26 protein-coding genes are annotated in these 20,479 nt (G+C 72.4%); 18 read left to right on the top strand and 8 right to left on the bottom strand.

Annotation, left to right across the window (positions count from 1 at the left end):
- Window positions 1-3 precede the first annotated feature (3 nt).
- The 3 genes from ACTVAJ_RS11990 to ACTVAJ_RS11980 all read right to left on the bottom strand — a co-directional run bounded on the left by ACTVAJ_RS11990 (window position 4) and on the right by ACTVAJ_RS11980 (window position 3,349).
- On the bottom strand, window positions 4-396 hold the full coding sequence (locus ACTVAJ_RS11990) for a DUF779 domain-containing protein (protein ID WP_470388201.1): 393 nt from the start codon (window positions 394-396) through the stop codon (window positions 4-6).
- Complete coding sequence (exaC, locus tag ACTVAJ_RS11985) at window positions 396-1,919, bottom strand: acetaldehyde dehydrogenase ExaC (RefSeq protein WP_470388200.1); 1,524 nt, start codon at window positions 1,917-1,919, stop codon at window positions 396-398. Before exaC ends, ACTVAJ_RS11990 begins: the two co-directional genes overlap by 1 nt.
- Window positions 1,920-2,068: 149 nt before the next feature.
- Entirely contained in the window at window positions 2,069-3,349 is a 1,281-nt protein-coding gene (locus ACTVAJ_RS11980) for a GAF domain-containing protein (RefSeq protein WP_470388199.1), read from the bottom strand.
- A gap of 230 nt (window positions 3,350-3,579) precedes the next feature.
- Here ACTVAJ_RS11980 and ACTVAJ_RS11975 point away from each other — a divergent pair, with 230 nt between their 5' ends.
- The gene (locus tag ACTVAJ_RS11975; RefSeq protein ID WP_470388198.1) at window positions 3,580-3,831 is read left to right on the top strand and encodes a type II toxin-antitoxin system Phd/YefM family antitoxin; all 252 of its coding nucleotides are present in this window, start codon (window positions 3,580-3,582) and stop codon (window positions 3,829-3,831) included.
- Window positions 3,828-4,088, top strand: a complete 261-nt coding sequence (locus tag ACTVAJ_RS11970; protein WP_470388197.1) for a Txe/YoeB family addiction module toxin — start codon at window positions 3,828-3,830, stop codon at window positions 4,086-4,088. The genes ACTVAJ_RS11975 and ACTVAJ_RS11970 overlap by 4 nt, the downstream gene beginning before the upstream one ends.
- Window positions 4,089-4,438: 350 nt before the next feature.
- On the opposite strand, the gene ACTVAJ_RS11965 is transcribed toward ACTVAJ_RS11970, so the two are convergent.
- The gene (locus ACTVAJ_RS11965) at window positions 4,439-4,798 is read right to left on the bottom strand and encodes an ArsR/SmtB family transcription factor (protein WP_470388196.1); all 360 of its coding nucleotides are present in this window, start codon (window positions 4,796-4,798) and stop codon (window positions 4,439-4,441) included.
- Window positions 4,799-4,989: 191 nt separating this feature from the next.
- Here ACTVAJ_RS11965 and ACTVAJ_RS11960 point away from each other — a divergent pair, with 191 nt between their 5' ends.
- Window positions 4,990-6,204, top strand: coding sequence for an MFS transporter (locus ACTVAJ_RS11960; protein ID WP_470388195.1), 1,215 nt, complete (start codon window positions 4,990-4,992; stop codon window positions 6,202-6,204).
- Between the two features lie 39 nt (window positions 6,205-6,243).
- Here the strand turns inward: ACTVAJ_RS11960 and ACTVAJ_RS11955 are convergent, their stop codons facing one another.
- The gene (locus ACTVAJ_RS11955) at window positions 6,244-7,350 is read right to left on the bottom strand and encodes a CapA family protein (protein WP_470388194.1); all 1,107 of its coding nucleotides are present in this window, start codon (window positions 7,348-7,350) and stop codon (window positions 6,244-6,246) included.
- 198 nt (window positions 7,351-7,548) lie between these two features.
- Here ACTVAJ_RS11955 and ACTVAJ_RS11950 point away from each other — a divergent pair, with 198 nt between their 5' ends.
- The 10 genes from ACTVAJ_RS11950 (at window position 7,549) to ectA (ending at window position 14,327) form a co-directional block, all read left to right on the top strand.
- A complete protein-coding gene (locus ACTVAJ_RS11950) occupies window positions 7,549-8,376 on the top strand; it encodes an alpha/beta fold hydrolase (RefSeq protein ID WP_470388193.1) in 828 nt (275 codons plus the stop codon).
- A 263-nt stretch (window positions 8,377-8,639) separates the two neighbouring features.
- Window positions 8,640-8,933 carry a hypothetical protein gene (locus tag ACTVAJ_RS11945; RefSeq protein ID WP_470388192.1) on the top strand — a complete coding sequence of 98 codons (294 nt, stop codon included), beginning with the start codon at window positions 8,640-8,642 and terminating at the stop codon, window positions 8,931-8,933.
- A 148-nt stretch (window positions 8,934-9,081) separates the two neighbouring features.
- Window positions 9,082-9,240 carry a hypothetical protein gene (locus ACTVAJ_RS11940; protein ID WP_470388191.1) on the top strand — a complete coding sequence of 53 codons (159 nt, stop codon included), beginning with the start codon at window positions 9,082-9,084 and terminating at the stop codon, window positions 9,238-9,240.
- A gap of 47 nt (window positions 9,241-9,287) precedes the next feature.
- Window positions 9,288-10,556, top strand: coding sequence for a type III PLP-dependent enzyme domain-containing protein (locus tag ACTVAJ_RS11935; RefSeq protein WP_470388190.1), 1,269 nt, complete (start codon window positions 9,288-9,290; stop codon window positions 10,554-10,556).
- Entirely contained in the window at window positions 10,553-10,945 is a 393-nt protein-coding gene (locus ACTVAJ_RS11930; RefSeq protein ID WP_470388189.1) for a holo-ACP synthase, read from the top strand. Before ACTVAJ_RS11935 ends, ACTVAJ_RS11930 begins: the two co-directional genes overlap by 4 nt.
- A gap of 17 nt (window positions 10,946-10,962) precedes the next feature.
- Window positions 10,963-11,421, top strand: a complete 459-nt coding sequence (locus tag ACTVAJ_RS11925; protein WP_470388188.1) for a 3-aminobutyryl-CoA ammonia lyase — start codon at window positions 10,963-10,965, stop codon at window positions 11,419-11,421.
- Window positions 11,418-12,923, top strand: coding sequence for a class I adenylate-forming enzyme family protein (locus tag ACTVAJ_RS11920; protein WP_470388187.1), 1,506 nt, complete (start codon window positions 11,418-11,420; stop codon window positions 12,921-12,923). The genes ACTVAJ_RS11925 and ACTVAJ_RS11920 overlap by 4 nt, the downstream gene beginning before the upstream one ends.
- 97 nt (window positions 12,924-13,020) lie before the next feature.
- On the top strand, window positions 13,021-13,278 hold the full coding sequence (locus tag ACTVAJ_RS11915; protein WP_470388186.1) for a phosphopantetheine-binding protein: 258 nt from the start codon (window positions 13,021-13,023) through the stop codon (window positions 13,276-13,278).
- Window positions 13,279-13,348: 70 nt separating this feature from the next.
- Window positions 13,349-13,753, top strand: a complete 405-nt coding sequence (locus ACTVAJ_RS11910; protein WP_470388185.1) for an ectoine synthase — start codon at window positions 13,349-13,351, stop codon at window positions 13,751-13,753.
- A 49-nt stretch (window positions 13,754-13,802) separates the two neighbouring features.
- Window positions 13,803-14,327: a diaminobutyrate acetyltransferase gene (ectA, locus tag ACTVAJ_RS11905; protein ID WP_470388184.1), complete on the top strand. Its 525-nt coding sequence runs from the start codon at window positions 13,803-13,805 to the stop codon at window positions 14,325-14,327.
- Window positions 14,328-14,401: 74 nt separating this feature from the next.
- Here the strand turns inward: ectA and ACTVAJ_RS11900 are convergent, their stop codons facing one another.
- Entirely contained in the window at window positions 14,402-15,430 is a 1,029-nt protein-coding gene (locus ACTVAJ_RS11900; RefSeq protein ID WP_470388183.1) for a GlxA family transcriptional regulator, read from the bottom strand.
- A 71-nt stretch (window positions 15,431-15,501) separates the two neighbouring features.
- On the opposite strand from ACTVAJ_RS11900, the gene ACTVAJ_RS11895 reads away from it, so the two are divergent.
- The 5 genes from ACTVAJ_RS11895 (at window position 15,502) to ACTVAJ_RS11875 (ending at window position 19,543) form a co-directional block, all read left to right on the top strand.
- The gene (locus tag ACTVAJ_RS11895) at window positions 15,502-16,821 is read left to right on the top strand and encodes an MFS transporter (RefSeq protein WP_470388182.1); all 1,320 of its coding nucleotides are present in this window, start codon (window positions 15,502-15,504) and stop codon (window positions 16,819-16,821) included.
- A gap of 5 nt (window positions 16,822-16,826) precedes the next feature.
- Window positions 16,827-17,333, top strand: a complete 507-nt coding sequence (locus ACTVAJ_RS11890; protein WP_470388181.1) for a hypothetical protein — start codon at window positions 16,827-16,829, stop codon at window positions 17,331-17,333.
- 275 nt (window positions 17,334-17,608) lie between these two features.
- On the top strand, window positions 17,609-18,556 hold the full coding sequence (locus tag ACTVAJ_RS11885; protein ID WP_470388180.1) for a LuxR C-terminal-related transcriptional regulator: 948 nt from the start codon (window positions 17,609-17,611) through the stop codon (window positions 18,554-18,556).
- Window positions 18,553-18,948, top strand: coding sequence for a hypothetical protein (locus ACTVAJ_RS11880; RefSeq protein WP_470388179.1), 396 nt, complete (start codon window positions 18,553-18,555; stop codon window positions 18,946-18,948). The genes ACTVAJ_RS11885 and ACTVAJ_RS11880 overlap by 4 nt, the downstream gene beginning before the upstream one ends.
- A gap of 58 nt (window positions 18,949-19,006) precedes the next feature.
- Window positions 19,007-19,543, top strand: a complete 537-nt coding sequence (locus ACTVAJ_RS11875; RefSeq protein WP_470388178.1) for a hypothetical protein — start codon at window positions 19,007-19,009, stop codon at window positions 19,541-19,543.
- Window positions 19,544-19,650: 107 nt separating this feature from the next.
- Here ACTVAJ_RS11875 and ACTVAJ_RS11870 read toward each other — a convergent pair whose 3' ends face one another.
- The gene (locus ACTVAJ_RS11870) at window positions 19,651-19,923 is read right to left on the bottom strand and encodes a type II toxin-antitoxin system RelE family toxin (protein ID WP_470388177.1); all 273 of its coding nucleotides are present in this window, start codon (window positions 19,921-19,923) and stop codon (window positions 19,651-19,653) included.
- Complete coding sequence (locus tag ACTVAJ_RS11865) at window positions 19,920-20,207, bottom strand: antitoxin of toxin-antitoxin stability system (RefSeq protein WP_470388176.1); 288 nt, start codon at window positions 20,205-20,207, stop codon at window positions 19,920-19,922. The genes ACTVAJ_RS11870 and ACTVAJ_RS11865 overlap by 4 nt, the downstream gene beginning before the upstream one ends.
- Window positions 20,208-20,479: the final 272 nt, after the last annotated feature.

Here is a 20,479-nt window from a genome sequence, read left to right as displayed (position 1 = left end):
CGCTCACTCCGGCCGTTCGGCCTCCTCGTCGGTCATCAGCCGCGACCGGATGAGGAAGCGCCGCCCCGTCGGCGCCTCCAGGGAGAACCCGGCACCGCGGCCCGGGACGACGTCGATGGTCAGGTGGGTGTGCCGCCACAGGTCGAACTGGGACCGGGACATCCACACCGGGACCGGTTCGGGCCCGCCGACCTCCAGGTCGCCCAGGTGGACGTCCGACGCGCCGGTGCGGAACTCCCCCTCCGGGTAGCACATCGGGGAGCTGCCGTCGCAGCAGCCGCCGGACTGGTGGAACATGAGCGGCCCGTGCTCGGCGCGCAGGTCGCGGAGCAGGGCGGCGGCCTCGTCGGTGACCGCCACCCGCTCCGCCCCCGCGCCGCCCGCGGGGGCGGGCATCAGAACAGCCCCAGCGCCGAGTCGGAGTAGCTCACCAGCAGGTTCTTGGTCTGCTGGTAGTGGTCGAGCATCATCCGGTGGTTCTCCCGGCCGATGCCCGACTGCTTGTACCCGCCAAAGGCCGCGTGCGCGGGGTAGGCGTGGTAGTTGTTCACCCACACGCGCCCGGCCTGGATGTCCCGGCCCGCCCGGTAGGCGGTGTTGCCGTCGCGCGACCACACGCCCGCGCCGAGCCCGTACAGGGTGTCGTTGGCGGTCTTGACCGCGTCCGCGTAGTCGTCGAACCGGGTCACCGACACCACGGGGCCGAAGATCTCCTCCTGGAAGATCCGCATGTCGTTGCTCCCCTCGAAGACCGTCGGCGTGACGTAGTAGCCGCCGGACAGGTCGCCGCCGAGGTCGGCGCGCCCGCCTCCGGCGAGCACCTTGGCGCCCTCCTGGACCCCGATGTCGATGTAGGACAGGATCTTCTCCAGCTGGTCGTTGCTGGCCTGGGCGCCGACCATGGTCTGGGTGTCCAGCGGGTTCCCCTGGACGATGGCGCCGACCCGCTCCAGCGCGTCGCCGAGGAAGCGGTCGTAGATGGACCCCTGGACGAGCGCCCGGGACGGGCAGGTGCACACCTCGCCCTGGTTGAGCGCGAAGAGCGTGAACCCCTCCAGCGCCTTGTCGTAGAAGGCGTCGGTGCGGTCGGCGACGTCGGCGAAGAAGAGGTTCGGACTCTTGCCGCCCAGCTCCAGGGTGACCGGGATGAGGTTCTCCGACGCGTACTGCATGATCAGGCGCCCGGTGGTGGTCTCCCCGGTGAAGGCGACCTTGCGCACGCGGGGGCTGGAGGCGAGCGGCTTGCCCGCCTCCGCGCCGAAGCCGTTGACGACGTTGACCACGCCGGGCGGCAGCAGGTCGGCGATGAGCTCGACCAGCAGGAGGATCGAGGCCGGGGTCTGCTCTGCGGGTTTGAGCACGACCGCGTTCCCGGCGGCGAGGGCGGGGGCCAGCTTCCAGGTGGCCATGAGCAGGGGGAAGTTCCAGGGGATGATCTGGGCGACCACGCCCAGCGGCTCCTGGAAGTGGTAGGCGACGGTGTCCTCGTCGATCTGGGAGCTGTGCCCCTCCTGGGCGCGGACGGCCCCCGCGAAGTAGCGGAAGTGGTCCACGGCCAGCGGCAGGTCGGCGGCCAGGCACTCGCGGACCGGTTTGCCGTTCTCCCAGGACTCGGCGACGGCGAGCCGCTCCAGGTTCTCCTCGATCCGGTCGGCGATGCGGTTGAGCACGAGCGCGCGCTCGGCGGGCGAGGTCCGGCCCCAGGCGGGCGCGGCGCCGTGGGCGGCGTCGAGGGCGAGTTCGACGTCCTCGGCCCCGCTGCGGGCGACCTCGGTGAAGGTCCGGCCGGTGACGGGGGTGGGGTTCTCGAAGTAGCGCCCCCGCACGGGGCGGACCCACTCCCCTCCGATCCAGTTCTCGTAGCGCGGAGCGTACTCCACGACGCTGCCGGGCTCGCCGGGGGGCGTGTAGACCGTCATGACTGCCTCCTCGTCTTCCGTCGGCGCCGGTGTCCGGGACCGGCGCCACCGCTGCGGACGTGACGCTAGTCACCACGACGTTGCGAGCACGTTGCACCGGTGTGGCCGGCTGGGTGCCGGAAGGCGCCGGGGGCCGGGTGGGTCACGCGTCAGCGGCCCAGCCAGCGGAGCCGGCCGCGCAGGGCGGCGTGCCCCGGGGAGGAGGGGTCGACCGCGCCGAGCGCCGCCGCCACCGCGCGGGGATCGTCGCGCCACCCGGGCCGCTCGGCCCAGTCCCGCAGCACGTCGGGGGAGGCGTGGTCGGCGAGGACGGCGCACACCTCGGCCTGGAGGGCGTCGCGTACCTCCACCACGCCCGGCGCCTCGGAGCTCGGCAGAACGGGACCCGGACAGGCGTCCAGGGCAGCCCGGTGCTCCCCCGCGGCGAGGTGGCGGCGGACGTCGTCGACGTCGGTCGTGATCGGGCGGCACAACCGGTAGGGGCGGGAGGCGAGCAGCTCCGGGCCGACCAGTCGCCGCAGCCGCGCCACCTCGGCGCGGACCGTGACCGGGGCGGCGTCGCGTTCGTGCAGGCGTGCGCCCAGGGCGGCGCCGGTCAGTCCGCCGGGGCAGCGGGAGAGCAGCAGCAGGATCTCGGCGTGGCGGAGGCTGAGCGCGACGGTCCGCCCGTCGAGGACGAGTGCGGCCCCGTCCGTCCCGAGGACGCTCAGGCGGGCACGGCCGGGGGCCGGGGCGCCGGGGCCCGGTCGCGGCGGGGTGACCCGGCCGACCAGGCGCAGCGCCCGCAGTTCCGACTCGGCCGCCGCGGCGGCGGCGCGGACCAGGGCGAGGGCGTGCGGCGAGGCGGCGTCATCCTCGCCGGTGAGGTCGAGGACGCCGAGCAGCGCGCCGGTGTCGGGGTCGTGCAGGGGCGCCGCGGAACAGCTCCAGCGGTGCACGCCCCGGGCGAAGTGCTCGCTGGCGAAGACCTGGACCTCGTGGTCGAGGGTGAGCGCGATGCCGGGCGCGCTGGTCCCCGCCGACCGCTCGTGCCAGTTGGCGCCCTCGACGAAGGCCATGTCCTCGGCGCGGTCGCGCAGCCGGTGGTCGCCCTCGACCCACAGGAGGTGGCCGGAGGCGTCACCGAGCGCGACGAGCTGGGGGCCGGGGGCGGTGTCCACGAGGAGTCGGCGCAGGAGGGGCATGACGGGGGCGAGCGGGTGGGCGGCGCGGTGGTCGCGCAGGGCGTGGCCGGTGAGCTCCACGCGGGGCGTCGTCCGGTCGGGGTCGACCCCGTGCCCGGCGCTGCGCCGCCAGGAGTCACCGACCACGGTGCGGACCCGGTCGCCGAGCTGCCCGGAGTCGGTGAAGCGCGCGTGGGCCACGGCGACGTCGCGGCGCAGGGCGTCGGGGTCGGCCCCCCGTGCCCAGGCGATCCACCCGTCGGCCATCCGCTGTCTCCCTTCACCGGACCGGCCACGGGCCGCCGTGGCGACCCGCCCCGTGACCCGAGTGAAGCCCTGTACGCGGCGCTTGGCAAGGGGTGGTGGGAAACCCGTGCGGGACCGGCGCCCGGCCACCGGAGCACTCGGGGCGGTGCACTCGACAGGAAAACCGAGCCCGAACGTACAACTTCTTGCACCATGAAGACGAGTTCAGGTGCGCCGCGAAGGGCTGAGACATGAAGACCATGACCTACTCCGAGTCCCGTGCCAACTACGCCGCCGCGCTCGACTCCGTGGTCGACGACCGGGAGGAGGTCGTCATCACCAGAGCGGGGCGTGAGCCGGTGGTGATGATGGCGCTGTCGGAGTACGAGACCCTGAGGGAAACGGCCTATCTCCTCCGCAGCCCCGAGAACGCCCGACGCCTGGTGACCGCGATCGAGGAACTGGAATCCGACCGCGGGATCGAGCGGGAGTTGGGCGAGTGAGGCTGGTCTGGGCCGAGAGCGCCTGGGAGGACTACGTCTGGTGGCAGAGCCAGGACCGGAAGATCCTCAAGCGCGTCACCACACTGGTCGAGGGCATCGCCCGCAACGGCAACGAGGGCATCGGGAAGCCGGAGCCGCTGCGACACGGCTTCCAGGGTTACTGGTCACGTCGCATCACCGACGAGCACCGACTCGTGTACAAGCTGGTCGAGGATGAGATCCGCGTCGCCGCCTGCGGGTACCACTACGGGAGATGACCCCGTGTGTCAGCGCCGGGAGCGGCCGGACAGCCGGGCGAGGGGTCGGGAGGCCGGGGCCGCACGCCAGCCCGTGGGACGCCGACGGGTACACGCTCGCGTGCGGAGGCGGGGCGGACACCGCCTCCGCCGTGGGCAGCGTCGACGTGGTCCGGAGCGCGGACGCCCGGCTCGACCCGGGGATCGTCCCGGGCATCCTCATCCCCATGGGCGGCTTCCTCACCGGCCTGGTCATCGTCCTGGTCACCCTGGTCACGCGCCTGTCGCACGAGTGCGACCTGAGGCGGCGCCAGCGGTGCCCGCGACCGCACGGCCCCGTCCCGCCGTACCGGGGGTGGTCGGGCCCTGGGTCACTCGTGCGGCGGCTCGCCGGTGACCACGTGGTCGGCGTGGTTGAGCGCCTCCAGGACGAGTCGGCGCAGGTGGCCGTCGCGCATGCGGTAGATCGCGTGCCGGGCCTCGCGACGCGCCTCCACCAGGCCCGCGAGGCGGAGCTTGGCCAGGTGCTGTGACACGGCCGTCCGCGAGGCTCCGCTCGCCTCGGTGAGCCGTCCGACGTCGGCCTCGCCCTGGGCCAGCGTCCAGAGCAGACACAGGCGCGTGGGGTCGGAGAGCATGCGAAAGACGTCGGCGGCCACGGTGAGCCGCTCGGGGCCCGGGGGTTCCGCGTGGAACAGGCTCGGGGCGGAGGGCGGCTCGTGATCGGACATGCGCGCAGTCTAGGCGTGTTCCGCGCACACGTACTCCCCGCACGGCGAACGGCGCCCGCCGAATCCGCCCCACACCGTCGACGGGGCACCGCCGGACCCCCGGATGCCGGACGGAAACCCAGGGGGTGACATGTGCGCAAGTGCGCACATATACTTTTCTGGACTGCCGCCGACCCCCGGGAGCCCCGCCCATGCTCCGCGTCCTCGCCCATCCGACCTACCGCCGCCTGTTCACCGCCCAGGTGCTCGCCCTGCTCGGCACCGGCCTGGCGACCGTCGCCCTCGGTCTGCTCGCCTACGACCTCGCGGGCGCCGACGCCGGAACCGTGCTGGGCACCGCCCTGACCATCAAGATGGTGGCCTACGTCAGCGTGTCGCCACTGGTCGGAGCGGTGGCCGCGCGGCTCCCCCGCCGCGCCTTCCTGGCGGCCGCCAGCGCCCTGCGCGGGGTCTGCGCCCTGGGACTCCCCCTGGTCGACCAGGTGTGGCAGATCTACCTGCTGATCCTGCTGCTCCAGACGGCCTCGGCGGCGTTCACCCCCGTCTTCCAGGCCACGGTCCCCGACGTCCTGCCCGACGAGCGCGACTACACCCGGGCCCTCTCCCTGTCCCGGCTCGCCTACGACCTGGAGAGCCTCGCCAGTCCGCTCATCGCGGCGGCCCTGCTCACCGTGGTGGGGTACGGCACCCTGTTCCTGGGCACCGCGGCCGGGTTCCTCGCCGCGTCCGTGCTGGTCCTGGCGGCGCCCCTGCCCGGTACGCGCACCGACGGCGCGTCCGCCCCGACCGGGTCGCTGCTGGGCGTGGGCCCGTTCCTGCGCGTCCCCCGGCTGCGCGCCCTGCTCGCCATGAACCTGGCCGTGGCGTCCGCGACCGCCGTCGTCCTCGTCAACACGGTGGTCATCGTGCGGGGCGGCCTGGGCCGGGAGCAGTCGGCGGTGGCGCTGGCGCTGGGTGCGTTCGGCGCCGGGTCGATGGCGGTGGCCCTGCTGCTGCCCCGCGTCCTGGAGAGGACCGGTGACCGCACGGTGATGCTGCCCGCCGGGTTCGTCCTCGCCCTCGGGCTGGCGGGCGCCGCCCTCACCCTGTCCGCGTCGACCGGGACCGCGGCGTGGCTGGGGCTGCTCGCGTGCTGGCTCCTCCTCGGCGCGGGCACATCGCTCGTCCTCACCCCCACCGGTCGCCTGCTGCGCCGATCCGGCGGCCACCACCCCCTCCCGGCACTGTTCGCCGCCCAGTTCGCGCTGTCCCACGCCTGCTTCCTGCTCACCTACCCCCTGGCCGGGTGGCTGGGGGCGCACGCGGGCCAGCCGCTCACCCTCGGAGTGTTCGCGCTGCTGGCGCTCGGCTCGGCGGGAGCCGCCACCGTGCTGTGGCGGGACCGCGTGCCCGCAAGGGCAGTGTGAACCGCGGCGGGTGCGGCTCGTCCACCGGCGTGTGACGGGTCAGGCCCACCGAAGGGCGAATCCGTCGCCTTCAGGGACGACCCGGGACCCGAGGTCGCGGGAGACGTCGTCGAGGGTCTCCTGGAGCCACCACGCGTCCTGGCGGGAGGCCGGTTCCAGGCGCATCCGCCGCGACCGCAGCGGCACCATCCGCAGGGAGAGCAGTCGCCCGCTGCCCGGGTCGACGGACACCAGGTACATCAGCCGCAGGTCGTCCCGGTAGCGCTCGTAACCCTGGATGCCCTCGTAGTCGTTGACGAAGTCGCCGCAGCCGTAGAGCACCAACCGGTCGCGGTAGACCTCGATCGGCCGGGGGTGGTGCGAGGAGTGGCCGTGCACCACGTCCACGCCGCCGTCGACCAGCGCGTGGGCCAGGTCCGCCTGCTCCGTGACGTCGTAGCCCCAGTTGGTGCCCCAGTGCACCGAGGCGACCACCACGTCGCGCGGGCCGCGCTCCCGCCGTACCCGCTCGACGATCGCGGGGGCGCCCAGTTCCGCGTCCTCGGACACGAGGTGGACGCCGGGACGGCCCTCACGCGCCGACCAGGCGGGCGGGATGCCGGTCGACGTGGTCCCGAACGCGGTGACCAGGACCCGCCCGCCCCCGTCCAGGTCCACCGCCACCGGTGCGCGGGCCGCCGCCGCACCGCGTCCCGCCCCCGCCGAGCGCAGTCCCGCGGCGGCCAGGGAGTCGAGCGTGTCCTCCAGACCGCGCGGGCCGAAGTCCAGTACGTGGTTGTTGGCGAGGGAGCACACGTCCGGGCGCACCGCCGCCAGACACGGGAGGTTGCCGGGGTGCATGCGGTAGTGGATGCCCTTGCCGGGTACGAACGCCCCGTCCCGGGTCACGCTGGTCTCCAGGTTCAGCATCCGCACGTCCGGGGCGGCGGCGTCCAGGACGTCGAGCGCGTCGCCCCACGGCCAGGCGAAGTCCACGGGGCGCGGGATCGGCCCGTTGGCCCGCTCGGCCAGTTCGACGTAGCCGCGCGCGTCCCGGACGTAGTACTCCTCCAGGACCGGATCACCGGGGTGCGGCAGGATCTGGTCCACGCCGCGCCCGAGCATCACGTCGCCGCAGAGGAAGACCGTCACCGGCTCGGTGCGCACCCTCCCAGCGTACGCCCGTCGTCCGAAGCCGGCAGGGCGCGCTCGTCCCGACGGCGGGGCCGAAGAAGGATTTACGCGACATTGAACGCCCGGGGCAGCGGTTCCTCACTCATCGTGCTGTGCTGATGACCGTCTCCGCCGCCACGCGCGGCGCGGACGCCGTCCGCTGTCAACCACACACCTGTCGAGGAAGTGCGCATGCCGTCGATGACCACGCGTGACAACGTAGACATCCACTACAAGGACTGGGGGGACGGACGCCCGGTCGTGTTCATCCATGGATGGCCGCTCAACGCCGACGCCTGGGACGACCAGATGAAGTGGGTGGCGGACAACGGTTTCCGGGGCGTCGCGCACGACCGGCGCGGTCACGGCCGTTCCGACCAGCCCTGGAACGGCTACGACTTCGACACCTTCGCCGACGACCTCGACGACCTCATGAACCACCTGGACCTGCGGGACGCGACCCTCGTGGCCCACTCGATGGGTGGCGGGGAGCTCGCCCGCTACATCGGTCGGCACGGCACGGGCCGGGTCCGCCAGGCCGTCCTGCTGTCGGCGGTGCCCCCGATCATGGCCAAGTCGACGGATAACCCCGAGGGGGTGCCCGAAGCCGTGCTCAGCGGGATCAAGGAGGGCATCGTCAAGGAGCGTTCGCAGTTCTGGAAGGACACCGCCGAGGGGTTCTTCGGCGGAAACCGCCCGGGAAACAAGGTCACCCAGGGCAACAGGGACGCCTTCTGGTTCATGGCCATGCACCAGTCCGTCCAGGCCGGAGTCGCGTGCGTGGACGCCTTCGGCTACACGGACTTCACCGACGACCTGCGGCGCTTCGACGTGCCGACCCTGGTGATCCACGGCGACGACGACCAGGTGGTGCCCATCGACGCGACCGGCCGCAAGACCGCCCGGATCGTCCCGAAGGCCACCCTGAAGGTCTACGAGGGCGCGTCCCACGGCATCGCGCTCGTCCCAGGGCACAAGGAGAGGTTCAACCGGGACCTGCTGGAGTTCCTCAAGAACTGATCCCATCCGGGGGCGGCGCGGCGGCGGGCCCCGTCCCCGGAACGGCACCCCGCGGACGGGTCCGACCGTGCTGGCCACAATCTTGCGCATGTTGACCCTCAGGCCACTGTCGGGGGCGGAGTCCGCGCAGGAGACTGGTGGCCGCGGCCCGGTGGCGCGCCGTCCGCCCGGACGGACGCCTCCCCCCTCCGGAACCCGCGCCCAGCGCACGGGGCCGCGCCACCCCCACCCCCGCAGGGATGTCGATAAACCCGAGGTCACACATGTACCTGGTCCACCTGACTTTTCTCCACCCCCACCACAAACACTTTCCCGAGAACATCAGGGAAATGGTGGAATCCGCCGCGGAATCCAGCGACGGACTGGAGCACGTCAGCGTGCACCGAAGGGTGGACACGGACCCGACGCTCGGGCTCTTCCTACGCTCCGGCAGCCTCGCCGACGCCGAGCGCACCGCGACCCGAATCTGGCGCAGAACCGTCGAAGACCAATCTGAACTGGGTGAATACCAGCTCTTCAGGTGCGAGGTGCCACTCATCGGCGACATCGCGCCCTGAGTCGGAGGGGACGCCCCGGACCCCGCCGGACTGTGGACGAAAAGGGCCATGGACCGTTTAGGACAGCACCGAATCCTTCACTTCGGCAGAATCGCGTGCCCATAATGAACACATCGCAAGGCACACCGAAGAAATGAAGGGAAACACCATGACCACCAGGATCCCCGCTTTCTCCGTCACGGTTCTCGCCATTCTCTCGCTGGCCTTCGCGGCCCTTTTCTCCGGCCAGCCGGAAGCGGCCCCGACGGTCCACACCGCCGCGGCCGACGACTCGGGCTGGCAGTCCGACGACTCCGGCTGGCAGTAGGCACGGCCGGCGGCGCGCGAACCCCCCAACCCGACGGAAGGTCAACGGTGCACACCACGGAGTCCCCCGGGCCCGACCACGCCGCACTGGCGGAGGAGTTCGGAACCCCGCTCTTCGTCTACGAGGCCGACGTCCTCGAACAGTCCCACGCCCAGCTCAGACAGGCGCTCCCCGACGGCGTCGACATCATGTACTCGCTCAAGGCCAACCCGAACATCAGCGTCTGCGCGCTGCTCGGTGCGCTCGGCGCCGGTGCGGAGGTCAGCTCACACGCCGAGCTCGTGACCGCGCTCCGCGCCGGGGTGGCACCGTCGGACATCATCTTCCTCGGCCCCGGCAAGTCCGACGAGGAGCTGCGGGCGTGCGTCGACGCCGGGATCGCGGCGCTGGTGTGCGAGTCGCTGGAGGAGGTCGAACGGCTCGACGCGCTGGTCGGACGGAGCGGGTCGGCGCCCTTCCCCGTGATGCTGCGGGTGAACCCGTCCTTCACCGCCAGGGGCCAGGGCCTGGCCATGGGCGGCAAGCCCCGGCAGTTCGGCATCGACGAGGCCGCGGTCCGCGACGCCAAACGCCGCCTCGCCGACCTCGGCGGGGTACGCGTGACCGGGATCCACGCCTACATGGGTACCCGGTTCCTCGACCACACCAGCGTCGTGGCCAACACCGAACGCATCCTCGGCCTGGCCGAGTCCCTGGCGGCCGACCTGGGCATCGGCCTGGAGACCGTCGACTTCGGGGGCGGACTCGGCGTGGCCTACTTCGCGGGCGAGGACGATCCGGACATGGCCGGGCTGCGCGGGGGGATGCACGAGGTCGTCGCCGGCTTCCGTGAACGCAACCCCCGCTGTCGGCTGATGATGGAGTCCGGACGCTTCCTCACCGCCCGGGCCGGGACCTACGTGGTCCGGGTCCGCGAGGTCAAGGAGTCCATGGGCGAGCTCTTCGCCGTGGCCGACGGCGGCACCAACCACCACATGGCGGCCGTGGGCGTCGGCAGCTTCGTCAAACGGGACTTCCCGATCCGCCACCTCGGCGCGTCCGACGCCCCCGCCACGCACCGGTACTCCGTCACCGGACCGCTGTGCACCCCCAACGACCTGATCGTCAAGAAGGCCGCCCTGCCCGAGGTCCGCCCCGGTGACCTGCTCGGCATCGGCCGGTCGGGCGCCTACGGCCCCACCGCCTCACCCGGTCTGTTCCTCAGCCACGGATACCCGGCCGAGGTCCTCGTCCACCGGGGCCGGGCCCACCTGGTCCGGGTGCCGGACACGACCGAGGACCTGCTGGGCAGGCAGCGCCTGGTCCGGCTCCGATGAACGCGACGACGGCCGCCCTCCGCGTCGGGGTGGACGTCCTCGACCGCCGCGAACTCGACCGCCTGCTGCGCCGCCCCTGGTTCCTCCGCCTCTGCTACGCGCCCGAGGAGCGGTCGGAGGCCGAGGGGATGGGGGCGCACCGCCGGACGGAGTTCCTCACCGGGCGCTTCGCCGCCAAGGAGGCCGTCCTCAAGGCCCTGGGCAGAGGGATGTTCCAGGGCGTGGCCCTGAGCGACATCCGGGTGGAACGGACCGGGGAGGGCGCACCGCGCGTGGTCTTCCTCCGCGCCGCCGCCGCACTGGGGCTGCCCCGCGTGAGCCTGTCGATCTCGCACAAGAACGACGTCGTGGTCGCCGTGGCGCTCTGCACCGACCACACGCACACCTGAAAAGGAGACAGCAGCGCATGCCGACCGCCACCGACGACCCGACCGCGTCCGCCGACGCGCCGCCGACGGACCGGGACCAGCCCACGACCGCCTCCCTGCGCGTGCGGCTCAGCGAGAGCGACGCCTACTACGGAGGGGGTGTGGTGGAGGGAGCCCGGGTGCTGCGCCTGTTCGGCGACCTGGTCACCGAGATCACCGTCCGCGAGGACGGCGACGAGGGCCTGCTCTCCGGCTACTCCGACGTCCGCTTCACGGCCCCCGTCGCCCCCGGCGACTACCTGGAGGTCCACGGGCGGCTGGTCCGCCGGACCCGCCTGCGCAGGGTCGTCGAGCTCAGCGCCTTCAAGGTGATCAGCGCCGACCCCGTGACCCGCCCCAGCGCCGCCCGGCTCCTGCCGGAACCGCAGCTGGTGTGCTCGGCCACCGCGACGACCGTGGTCCCCCGCGAGGCCGTGACCCGGAAGGAGACCCCGTGACCACCGATCCCCGACTCCTGCACGACCTGCTCGACCACGCGGCCGGGAGGGACCCCGGCGGCCCCGCCCTGGGCACCGGTGACCGGACGGCGAGCTTCGGGGAACTGGCCTCCGCCAGCTCCCGCCTCGCCCGCCACCTGCGGGCCCGGGGCCTGCGGCGCGGCGACCGCGTGGCCGTGCGTACGGGCGACCCGCTGGCCGCCGTCGCGGCGCTCTTCGCGGTCTCCCGGTCGGGCGGGGTGTTCAGCCTCCTGCACGAGAGCGTGCGGGACGGGGCGTTCACCCACGTCCTGGAGGACGCCGAGCCCTCGGTCGTGGTCTGCGACACCGACGACGCCAGGGGCGAGGCCACCGCCGCCGGAGCCGACTTCCTCACCACCCGCGACCTGCTCGCCCTCGCCGACGCTCCGGACCCCGAGGGCGCGGACGAGACCTCCCCGGTACTGGAGGTCGACCCGGTCTGCATGATCTACACCTCGGGCACCACGTCCCGGCCCAAGGCCGTGGTCAGCACCCACCAGCAGATCCTGTTCGCCGCCCGGGCGATCCACGGTCGCCTGGGCTACCGGGCGGACGACACCGTCTACTGCCCCCTGCCGGTGTCCTTCGACTACGGCCTCTACCAGGTCTACCTGGTGATGCTCGCCGGAGCCCGGCTGCGGTTCGGCTCACCGGCCGAGGCCGGACCGCTCCTGCTGCGCAGCCTGGTCGAGAGCGCGGCCACCGTCCTGGCGGGCGTCCCGGCGGTGTCGGACCGGCTGGCCTGGCTGGCCGCCCGGGGCAGGCGCCGCCCCACGTCGCTGCGCCTGCTCACCAACACCGGCGCGGCCCTGTCGGAGAAGACCGTGGCCGCGCTGCGCGCGTCCCTGCCCGGCCTGCGCGTGCAGGTGATGTACGGGCTCACCGAGTGCAAGCGCGCGGCCATCATGCCGCCCGACGGGGACCTGGAGCGGCCCGGATCGTGCGGGCTGCCCCTGGACGGGACCGAGATCTTCGTGATCGGCCCCGACGGCGAGCGCCTGCCCGCCGGGGAGACCGGCCAGATCGTGGTCCGGGGCCCCAACGTCATGGCGGGGTACTGGCGGCGCGAGGAGCTGACCGCCGAGCGCTTCCACCGCCGCGACGGGCTCTTCCCCGAGCTGCGCACCGGCGACTACGGGTGGGTGGACGAGGACGGCTACCTCTACTTCGACGGCCGCAGGGACGACATCTACAAGGAGCGCGGCTTCCGGGTGAGCGCCACCGAGGTGGAGGCCGCCGCGCACCGCGTCGAGGGGGTGGACTCCGCGATCGTCCTGCCCCCCGCCGGCGGGCGCCCCGCCCAGCTGGCCGTCATCTCCAGCATTCCCAGGGAGGAGGTCCTGGAGCGGATGCGCCGGGAGATCGAGGAGTTCAAGGTCCCCCGGGTCTGCGTCCGCCTCGACGACCTGCCCACCAACGGCAACGGCAAGGTCGACCGGGCCAGGCTCGCCGACCTGATCTCCGCGTCGGGGCGCGCCTGAGCGCCCCGTCCCACGAGCACCACGAGCACCGAACAGCACGAGAACCGAACACGACCGCACCCGACCCTCCGGGTCACCACACGTAGGGAGAGCCCCCATGCAGCGCAACGACGTCGTCACCGCCCTCGAAGCCGCCCTGTCCGAGGCCCTGGAGCGCGAGATCGCCGACCTGGACGGCAGCGTCCGCCTCTTCGACGACCTGCACCTGGACTCCACCTCGATGCTGGAGGTCCTCATGTCCCTGGAGGAGTCCATCGGTTTGGAGGTCGAGCCGGAGGACCTGGAGATCGAGGCGTTCGAGTCGGTCGACTCCCTCACCGCGTTCGTCCTGTCCACCCGGCCGGCCGCGGTCTGACCCCGCCCGCGAACGGCGGCTTCCGGCCGAGGCCGCACCGACCACCGCCCCCCAACCCCGAGAGGTCGCCATGCTGATCCGTTCCTTCGCCGAGATCGAGGACACCGAACGCCACGTCAAGGGAGCCAAGGGCACCTGGGAGAGCAGGCGGATCGTGCTCGCCCGGGAGGGCGTCGGGTTCTCCCTGCACGAGACCACCGTGTACGCGGGCACCGAGACGTCCCTCTGGTACGCCAACCACTACGAGGCGGTCCTGTGCGTCGAGGGCGAGATGGAGCTCACCAACGACGAGACCGGTGAGAGGCACTGGATCACCCCCGGCGTCATGTACCTGCTCGACGGACACGAGCGGCACACGCTGCGCCCCACCAGGGACTCGCGCTTCATCTGCGTGTTCAACCCGCCCGTCACCGGCCGCGAGGACCACGACGAGAACGGCGCCTACCCCCTCCTGACCGACGCGGCCGGTTCCTGACCCGGCCGACGGCGCGACACCGACCCCCCACCCAGAACAGGGAGCACCCATGACCGTCATGATCGACGCCCCCGCCCGCGCCGCCGCACGCGACCGGGTCGTCTTCCGCCGCCCGGAGCCCGCCGACGCCCGCGCCGTGTGGCACCTGGTGGACGAGTCCGACCAGCTCGACAACAACAGCGAGTACTACTACATGATCTGGTTCCGCGACTTCGCGCGGACCTCGGTGGTGGCCGAGCTCGACGGCGAGGTCATCGGTTTCCTCAGCGGCTACCGCCGGCCGGACCGGCCCGACACCTACTTCGTCTGGCAGGAGGCCGTCAGGCCCCGGCACGGCATCCCCTTCCTCGGGGTGAAGCTCTTCGACCACGCCGTGCAGGAGCAGATCCTCGACGGCGCCCGGTACGTGGAGGCCACCGTGTCGGAGGAGAACACCCCGATCGTGATGGTGCTCAAGCGCTTCGCCAAGCGGTGGGACGCCCAGGTGGACAGGAGCGTGCTCTTCTCCAGCGCGGACTTCGGCGGGGGCCACCACGAGGAGACCCTCTACCGGATCGGCCCGGTCCTGCCCTGAGCGGACCCGGGGTGAGCCGGGCGCCGGGACGGTGGTGGACACCGTCCCGGCGTTCGCGTGTGCGGGGAGGGGCCTCAGGCCGCGGAGGCCGTTCCCCGGAAGGTGCGCCGGTAGGCGCTGGGGGACACGCCCAGTTCGACGTGCATGTGCTGGCGCAGCGACGCGGCCGTCCCGAACCCGGCCTCGTCAGCGATCCGGTCCACGGACAGGTCGGACTCCTCCAGGAGCTGGCGGGCCCGGTCCAGGCGCTGCTGCGTGACCCACTTCCCCGGTGACTGCCCCACCTCCTCCCGGAAGCGGCGCGTGAACGTGCGCACGCTCATCGACTCCTGTTCGGCCATCTCCCTCAGGCTCGGCTGGAGGTGGAGGTGGTCCAGGACCCAGGCCCGGGCCCGGGCGGTCGCCGAGCGCTCCGGGGCCGGGACCGGGTGCCGGATGTACTGCGCCTGGCCGCCGTCCCGGTGGGGCGGGACGACGGTGTTGCGGGCCACCTCGTTGGCGACGGCCGCGCCGTGGTCGGTGCGGATCATGTGCAGGCTCAGGTCGATCCCGGAGGCGACCCCGGCGGCGGTCAGCACGCGCCCGTTGTCGGTGTAGAGCACGTCGGGGTCCAGGTCGATGTGCGGATACATGGCGCGGAAGTACCCGGCGGACTTCCAGTGCGTGGTCACCCGGCAGCCGTCGAGCAGGCCGGCGGCGGCGAGCACGAACGCCCCGGTGCAGATGGAGGCCACCCGCGTGTCCGGTCGCACGCGGGCGAGGGCGGCGGCCAGCCCGGGGTCGAGCGGGTCGTGCGGGCGCTCGTGGTAGTCCTCGTCGGCGGCGGGGACGATCACCGTGTCGGCCCCGCCGATCACCTCGGGGCCGTGCGCGACGTTCATGGTGACGTCGGTGTCGGTCAGGATCTCGCCGGGCTCCAGCGCGAAGGTGACGACCTCGTAGATCGGCCGGTCGTCCGCGTCGCGTGCCCGGCCGAACAGCCGGTGGACGATGCCGACCTCGATGGGCAGCAGACCGTGGCGGGCCAGGACGGCCACGCGGTGGAGCCGGGAGGGCGGAGCCGGAGGCCGTCCGTCGAGGGTGAGGGGTGCACGGTAGTCCATGGCCCGATTCTTTCACATGTTGGCTTTCGGGACACTGTCAGCGGTGGGGGGATCCGCAGGACTCTGGGGACATGCCCAACGACACCGCCTCCCCGCAGAGGCCGACACCCGTCCTGTTCCACCGCGCGTGGGCGATCGCCGCCATCGCCTGCCTGACCATCGTGGCCGCGGCGGCCTTCGCCGCGATGCCCGGCATCCTCATCGACCCCCTGCACACCGAGTACCAGTGGTCACGCGGTTCGATCGGTGTGGCCGCGTCGGTCAACATGATCGTCTACGGCCTCATCGCCCCGTTCGCGGCGGCGCTGATGGACCGGTTCGGCATCCGCCGGATCGCCCTGGTGGCCATGCTCACCATCGTCACCGGAGCCTGCCTGACCACGGTGATGACCGACGTGTGGCAGCTGACCCTGTACTGGGGGCTGCTCATCGGCGCGGGCACCGGCTCGCTGTCGATGACCTTCGCCGCGACCGTCGCGGGCAACTGGTTCGTGGAGCGCCGGGGACTGGTCATCGGAGCGCTCACCGGGTCCAGCGCCTTCGGCCAACTGGTCTTCCTGCCCGCCCTGGCCTGGATCGTCGACCACCAGGGGTGGCGTCCGGCCATCGTGACCCTCGCCCTGACGGCGGGCACGATGATGGTCCTCATCGCGCTGGTCCTGCGCGACCACCCCGCCGACCTGGGGCAGCGGCCCTACGGGGCACCGGAGTTCGTGGAGCGGCCGAAGGCGGACCAGGGCGCGGCGCGCCGGACGGTCCGGGTCCTGTACTCCTCCGTGCGAAACCGTCGGTTCTGGGTCCTGGCGGGGGCGTTCGCGGTGTGCGGCGCGACCACCAACGGGATCATGTGGACCCACTTCGTGCCCGCCGCCCAGGACCAGGGGATGGCCGTCACGGTCGCCGCCTCCCTGGTGTCGATGATCGGCGTGTTCGCCCTGGTGGGCACGGTCCTGTCCGGGTGGCTCACCGACCGGGTCGACCCGCGCCTGCTCCTGGTGGGCTACTACGGGGGCCGGGCTCTGCTGCTGGCCGCGCTGCCCGCGCTGCTCGGGCCGGACGCCGGGGTGGTGCTCGTGTCCTGGGTCGTCATGTTCGGCCTGCTCGACGTCGCGACCGTGCCCCCGACCATCCTGCTGTGCCGCCGGGCCTTCGGCGCGGACGGCGCCATCGTCTTCGGCTGGGTCAACGCCGTCCACCAGGTCGGGGCCGGGGCCATGGCGGTCTTCGGCGGCTTCACCCGCGACGTCACCGGCGGCTACGGCCCGGTGTGGATGCTGGCCGCCGCCCTGTGCGTCGTCGCCGCGGTGGCCGTGTTCGGCTTCGCCCGCCCCGGCGGGGGCGACGGCGCCCCGACCGAGAACGCCTCCTCCTCCGAGCCCGAGAAGGTGTGAGCACCATGAGCGAGCCCCGAACCGGAACCGCCCCCGGGACCGCCGTCGAGCCGGTCCCCGGGCCCGGGCCCCGCAGGGCCCCCTCCCTCCCCTTCTCCCTCGTCCTGCTGCTCCTGGCCTCGGCCGTGGCCTACATCGGCTTCGCCGGGTTCGACCAGAACCTGCGGGCGGCGCGCGGGGAGGGTGACCCCGGCACGTTCACCGCGGTCAGCCTCTCCTGCATCCAGCACCCGGGGCACGAGTCGTGCACCTGCAACGGCCACTTCACGCCCAGCGGCGGCGGGGAGGCACGCGGGGTGTACCTGCACGCCGCCGGGCGGGAGACCTGTGTGGAGGGGGCCCGGATCGCGGCCGTGGACGCGGGCGCGGACAACCGGGTCTACGGCCCCGACGGCTCCCGGGAGTGGATCCTGTCCGGCTTCCTCGTCCTGGGTCCGCTGGTCGTGGCCGGGGTGGTCGCGGTGACGTGGACGCGTCACCTGCGCCGTTCCCCGGAAGGAGCCGGTCAATGACGGCGGATTCACCGTGCATTCATTTTTCCGGATCGCGGACAACAGCCGTCACCCACCGTAGGAATCGCAGGTAATAACCCTTTTCAGTCGCACCCGGGACGCCCTGCCAGGAGTTTCGTGAATGGCAGCACCGACGACCCCACCAGGACCGGAGCCCCGTGGTATAAGTACATGGTCCCGGAGGAAGAGGAAAGCGTACGACGTCCCATACGAGGGTGAGAACGGCGTTGGATGGTCTGGGTGTCGATCCCGTGGTCGAATCGGTCTATCGGCGTATGCTCTTCCATCCCGAGGACGGAGTGTCGGAACTCGCCGGTGGCCTGGACATTTCCGAGAAAGAGGTTCGGGAGGCCCTGGACGTTCTCAGCGAACTGGCCATGGTGCGTTCCTCCACCAGCTCCGGCGGTCGGCTGCACGCGATCAACCCGCAGCTGGGAACGCAGATCCTCCTCGCCCACCAGCAGGCCGACCTGGCCCGCCGACAGCAGCGACTGGAGGAGAGCCGGGCGGCGGCCGCCCAGCTGGTCGGTGACTTCAGCGAGAACTTCGGCGCCGCGCCCGAGGACGCGGAGCTGTCCGTCATCCGGGGGCTGGACGAGATCCGGGACAACCTGCACCTGCTCAACGAACAGGTGTGTGAGGAGTTCCTGACCTTCGCCCCCGGCGGCTCCCAGACCCCCGAGAACATGAAGGCCTCCCAACCGCTCAACCGCAGGCTGCTGGAGCGCGGAGTGCGGATGCGGACCGTGTACCTGGACAGCCTCACCAACGACCCGGACAGCGTCGCCCACGCCAGGGACCTGGTGGACCTGGGGGCCCGGGTCCGCACGGCTCCGTCCCTGCCGACCCGGATGATCATCTGCGACCGGTCCGTCGCGATGGTCGCGATCGACGACCAGGACACGGCCACGGGCGCCGCGGTGATCAGGGCGCCCGGTGTGCTGACCGCCCTGTGCACGCTGTTCGAGGCGGTGTGGCGGGAGGCCCGGGAACTCGCCCCGACGCCGAGCAAGGAGACCGCAGACGAGATGACCCCGCAGCAGGGCGAGGCGCTGAGACTGCTCGCGCAGGGGCACACCGACGAGGTGATCGCCCGGCGGCTGGGCGTCTCGCCGCGCACGGCCCGGCGGTTCGCGTCGGAGATCATGGTGCGCCTGTCCGCGAGGAGCCGGTTCCAGGCGGGCGTCAACGCCGTGCGCCGCTCCTACCTTCCGGCCGAATGACGGCCTTCGATCCCTCGGCCCTGGTCGGCCGCCGCCTGGACGGGCTGTTCGCCGCGTGGTGGGTGGCGGAGGACGGGAGGCCGCAGGGCCCGCTCGACGTGTGGCTGGTGGGCGAACAGGGCGTGCCCGCCCACCTGACGACGGCCGCGGACTGGCGCCTGGTCGTGGCGGAGGAGCATCCGTACGGGGACTACGACATGGGCGACCTGGGCCGGGTCGAGGTGCTGCCGACCGCCGAGGGGACCCCGTTCGCCCGCCACGTCGGTGAGGTGGTGCGGGCCGTCCACCAGGACTGGGACCCGGACCACGGGCTCACCGGGCTGGCGATCGAGTTCCCGGACGGCACCGTCCACGTGGACGGCTGGGACGGCGACCTGCGCCTGCGGGACTGACGCGCGCCCCGGGCACGCGTCCGCCGGGATGTCCCCGCCGGTGTCTAGCATCGGCCCCATGACCACTCTCACCCAGCTGCGTAAGTCCGCCCTCGCCCTTCCGGAGGTCGAGGAGGACACCCGCTCCGGCACGGTCGCGTTCTCGGTGCGCGGCACCGGGTTCGTCTCCGCGACCGGCGACGGCCGGGTCCGGCTGTGCCTGCCGGTCGCCGAGGTCGAGGCCGCCGAGGCAGCGCACCCCGGCGGGGAGCGGATCGTTCGGGGGGAGGAGGTGATCGGGTTCGGTGTCCCGCTGGCCGACGTCGGCGGCAGGGACCTCAACGCCCTGGTCCGCGCGGCCTGGTACCACCGCGCCCCCGAGCGGCTGGCCGCCGGGCTGGCCGCGGCCGACGCCGGGACCGGACCGGCGGACGGCGACCTGCCGACGGCGATCGGCAGGCCCGCCACCCGGGCCCTGCTCGGGGCCGGGCTGGGCACGCTCGCGGAGGTCGCCACCCGCAGCGAGAAGGAGCTGCTGGCGTTGCACGGCGTCGGCCCGAAGGCTGTGCGGGTTCTGAAGGAGACGCTCGACGAGCGGGGCATGTCACTGCGCTGACGAAGCCTCAACGCGTCACCCCCGCGTGCGCGGGGAGCAGGCGTGCTGGCGCCGGACAGAGAAGGGTTGGAGGGGTCCATCCCCGCGTGCGTGATGAACGGTTCGGGTTACAGATTCCGGTAGGACTCGCTGCGGTGTGCCACGGTCAGCACGAGCACCAGCAGCTCCCCATCGCGGATCGTGTAGAGGATGCGGTAAGCGCCGACCTTAACCCGCCACAGGCCCTGATAACCCGTCATCTGCACGCACCCGTGCGGACGTGGGTCCTCACTCAGAGCGCGGGCCCTGTCCAGCACCCGTTTACGTACGGGCTTGTCGAGCTTGGCGACTTCCTTGGCAGCCTGAGCCTCGAACCGGACCGTGTAGACCTGATCGGTCACAGGTCCAGCTCCCGCTCCAGGTCTTCGAGGGACACAGTCTCGGATCGACCCGCTTCGACATCAGCCAGGCGCTCAGAGGCGATACGGGCATCCCGCTCGTCCAACAGGGCCTCGTAGTGATCGACAAGTTCAGCGGGAACGATCGCAGCGGCCCGCCGATGGCTGCGGCCACGCGTGATGAAGGTGATCTCGTCGCCGTAATGGGCGCGGTTGACGCGCTCGGAGAAGTGATCGCGGGCCTCGGTCACGGACAGCTCGTCCCGACCGGCCGTCTCGGTACTCATGCTCCCCATCATGCCTCAATCAAGCGCCATGCTGGCGTGGTTGGCGCAATTCCTTTCCCTTCTCATACCAGGCACGGTGGCGACCTCGAACCCGGTGACCCCATCCCCGCGTGCGCGGGGAGCAGAACCCTGTAGGCCACACCAGCCCCGCCACCCCGGGTCCATCCCCGCGTGCGCGGGGAGCAGGGCCCGTGGATGACCGTGAACGAGCAGCGGGCGGGTCCATCCCCGCGTGCGCGGGGAGCAGGGCCCGTGGATGACCGTGAACGAGC

The sequence above is a fragment of the Nocardiopsis sp. KDC1DS13DA1 genome, from assembly GCF_055632325.1.
The sequence above is the reverse complement of the archived record's forward strand: the minus strand, read 5'-3'. Positions and strand labels throughout refer to the sequence as shown.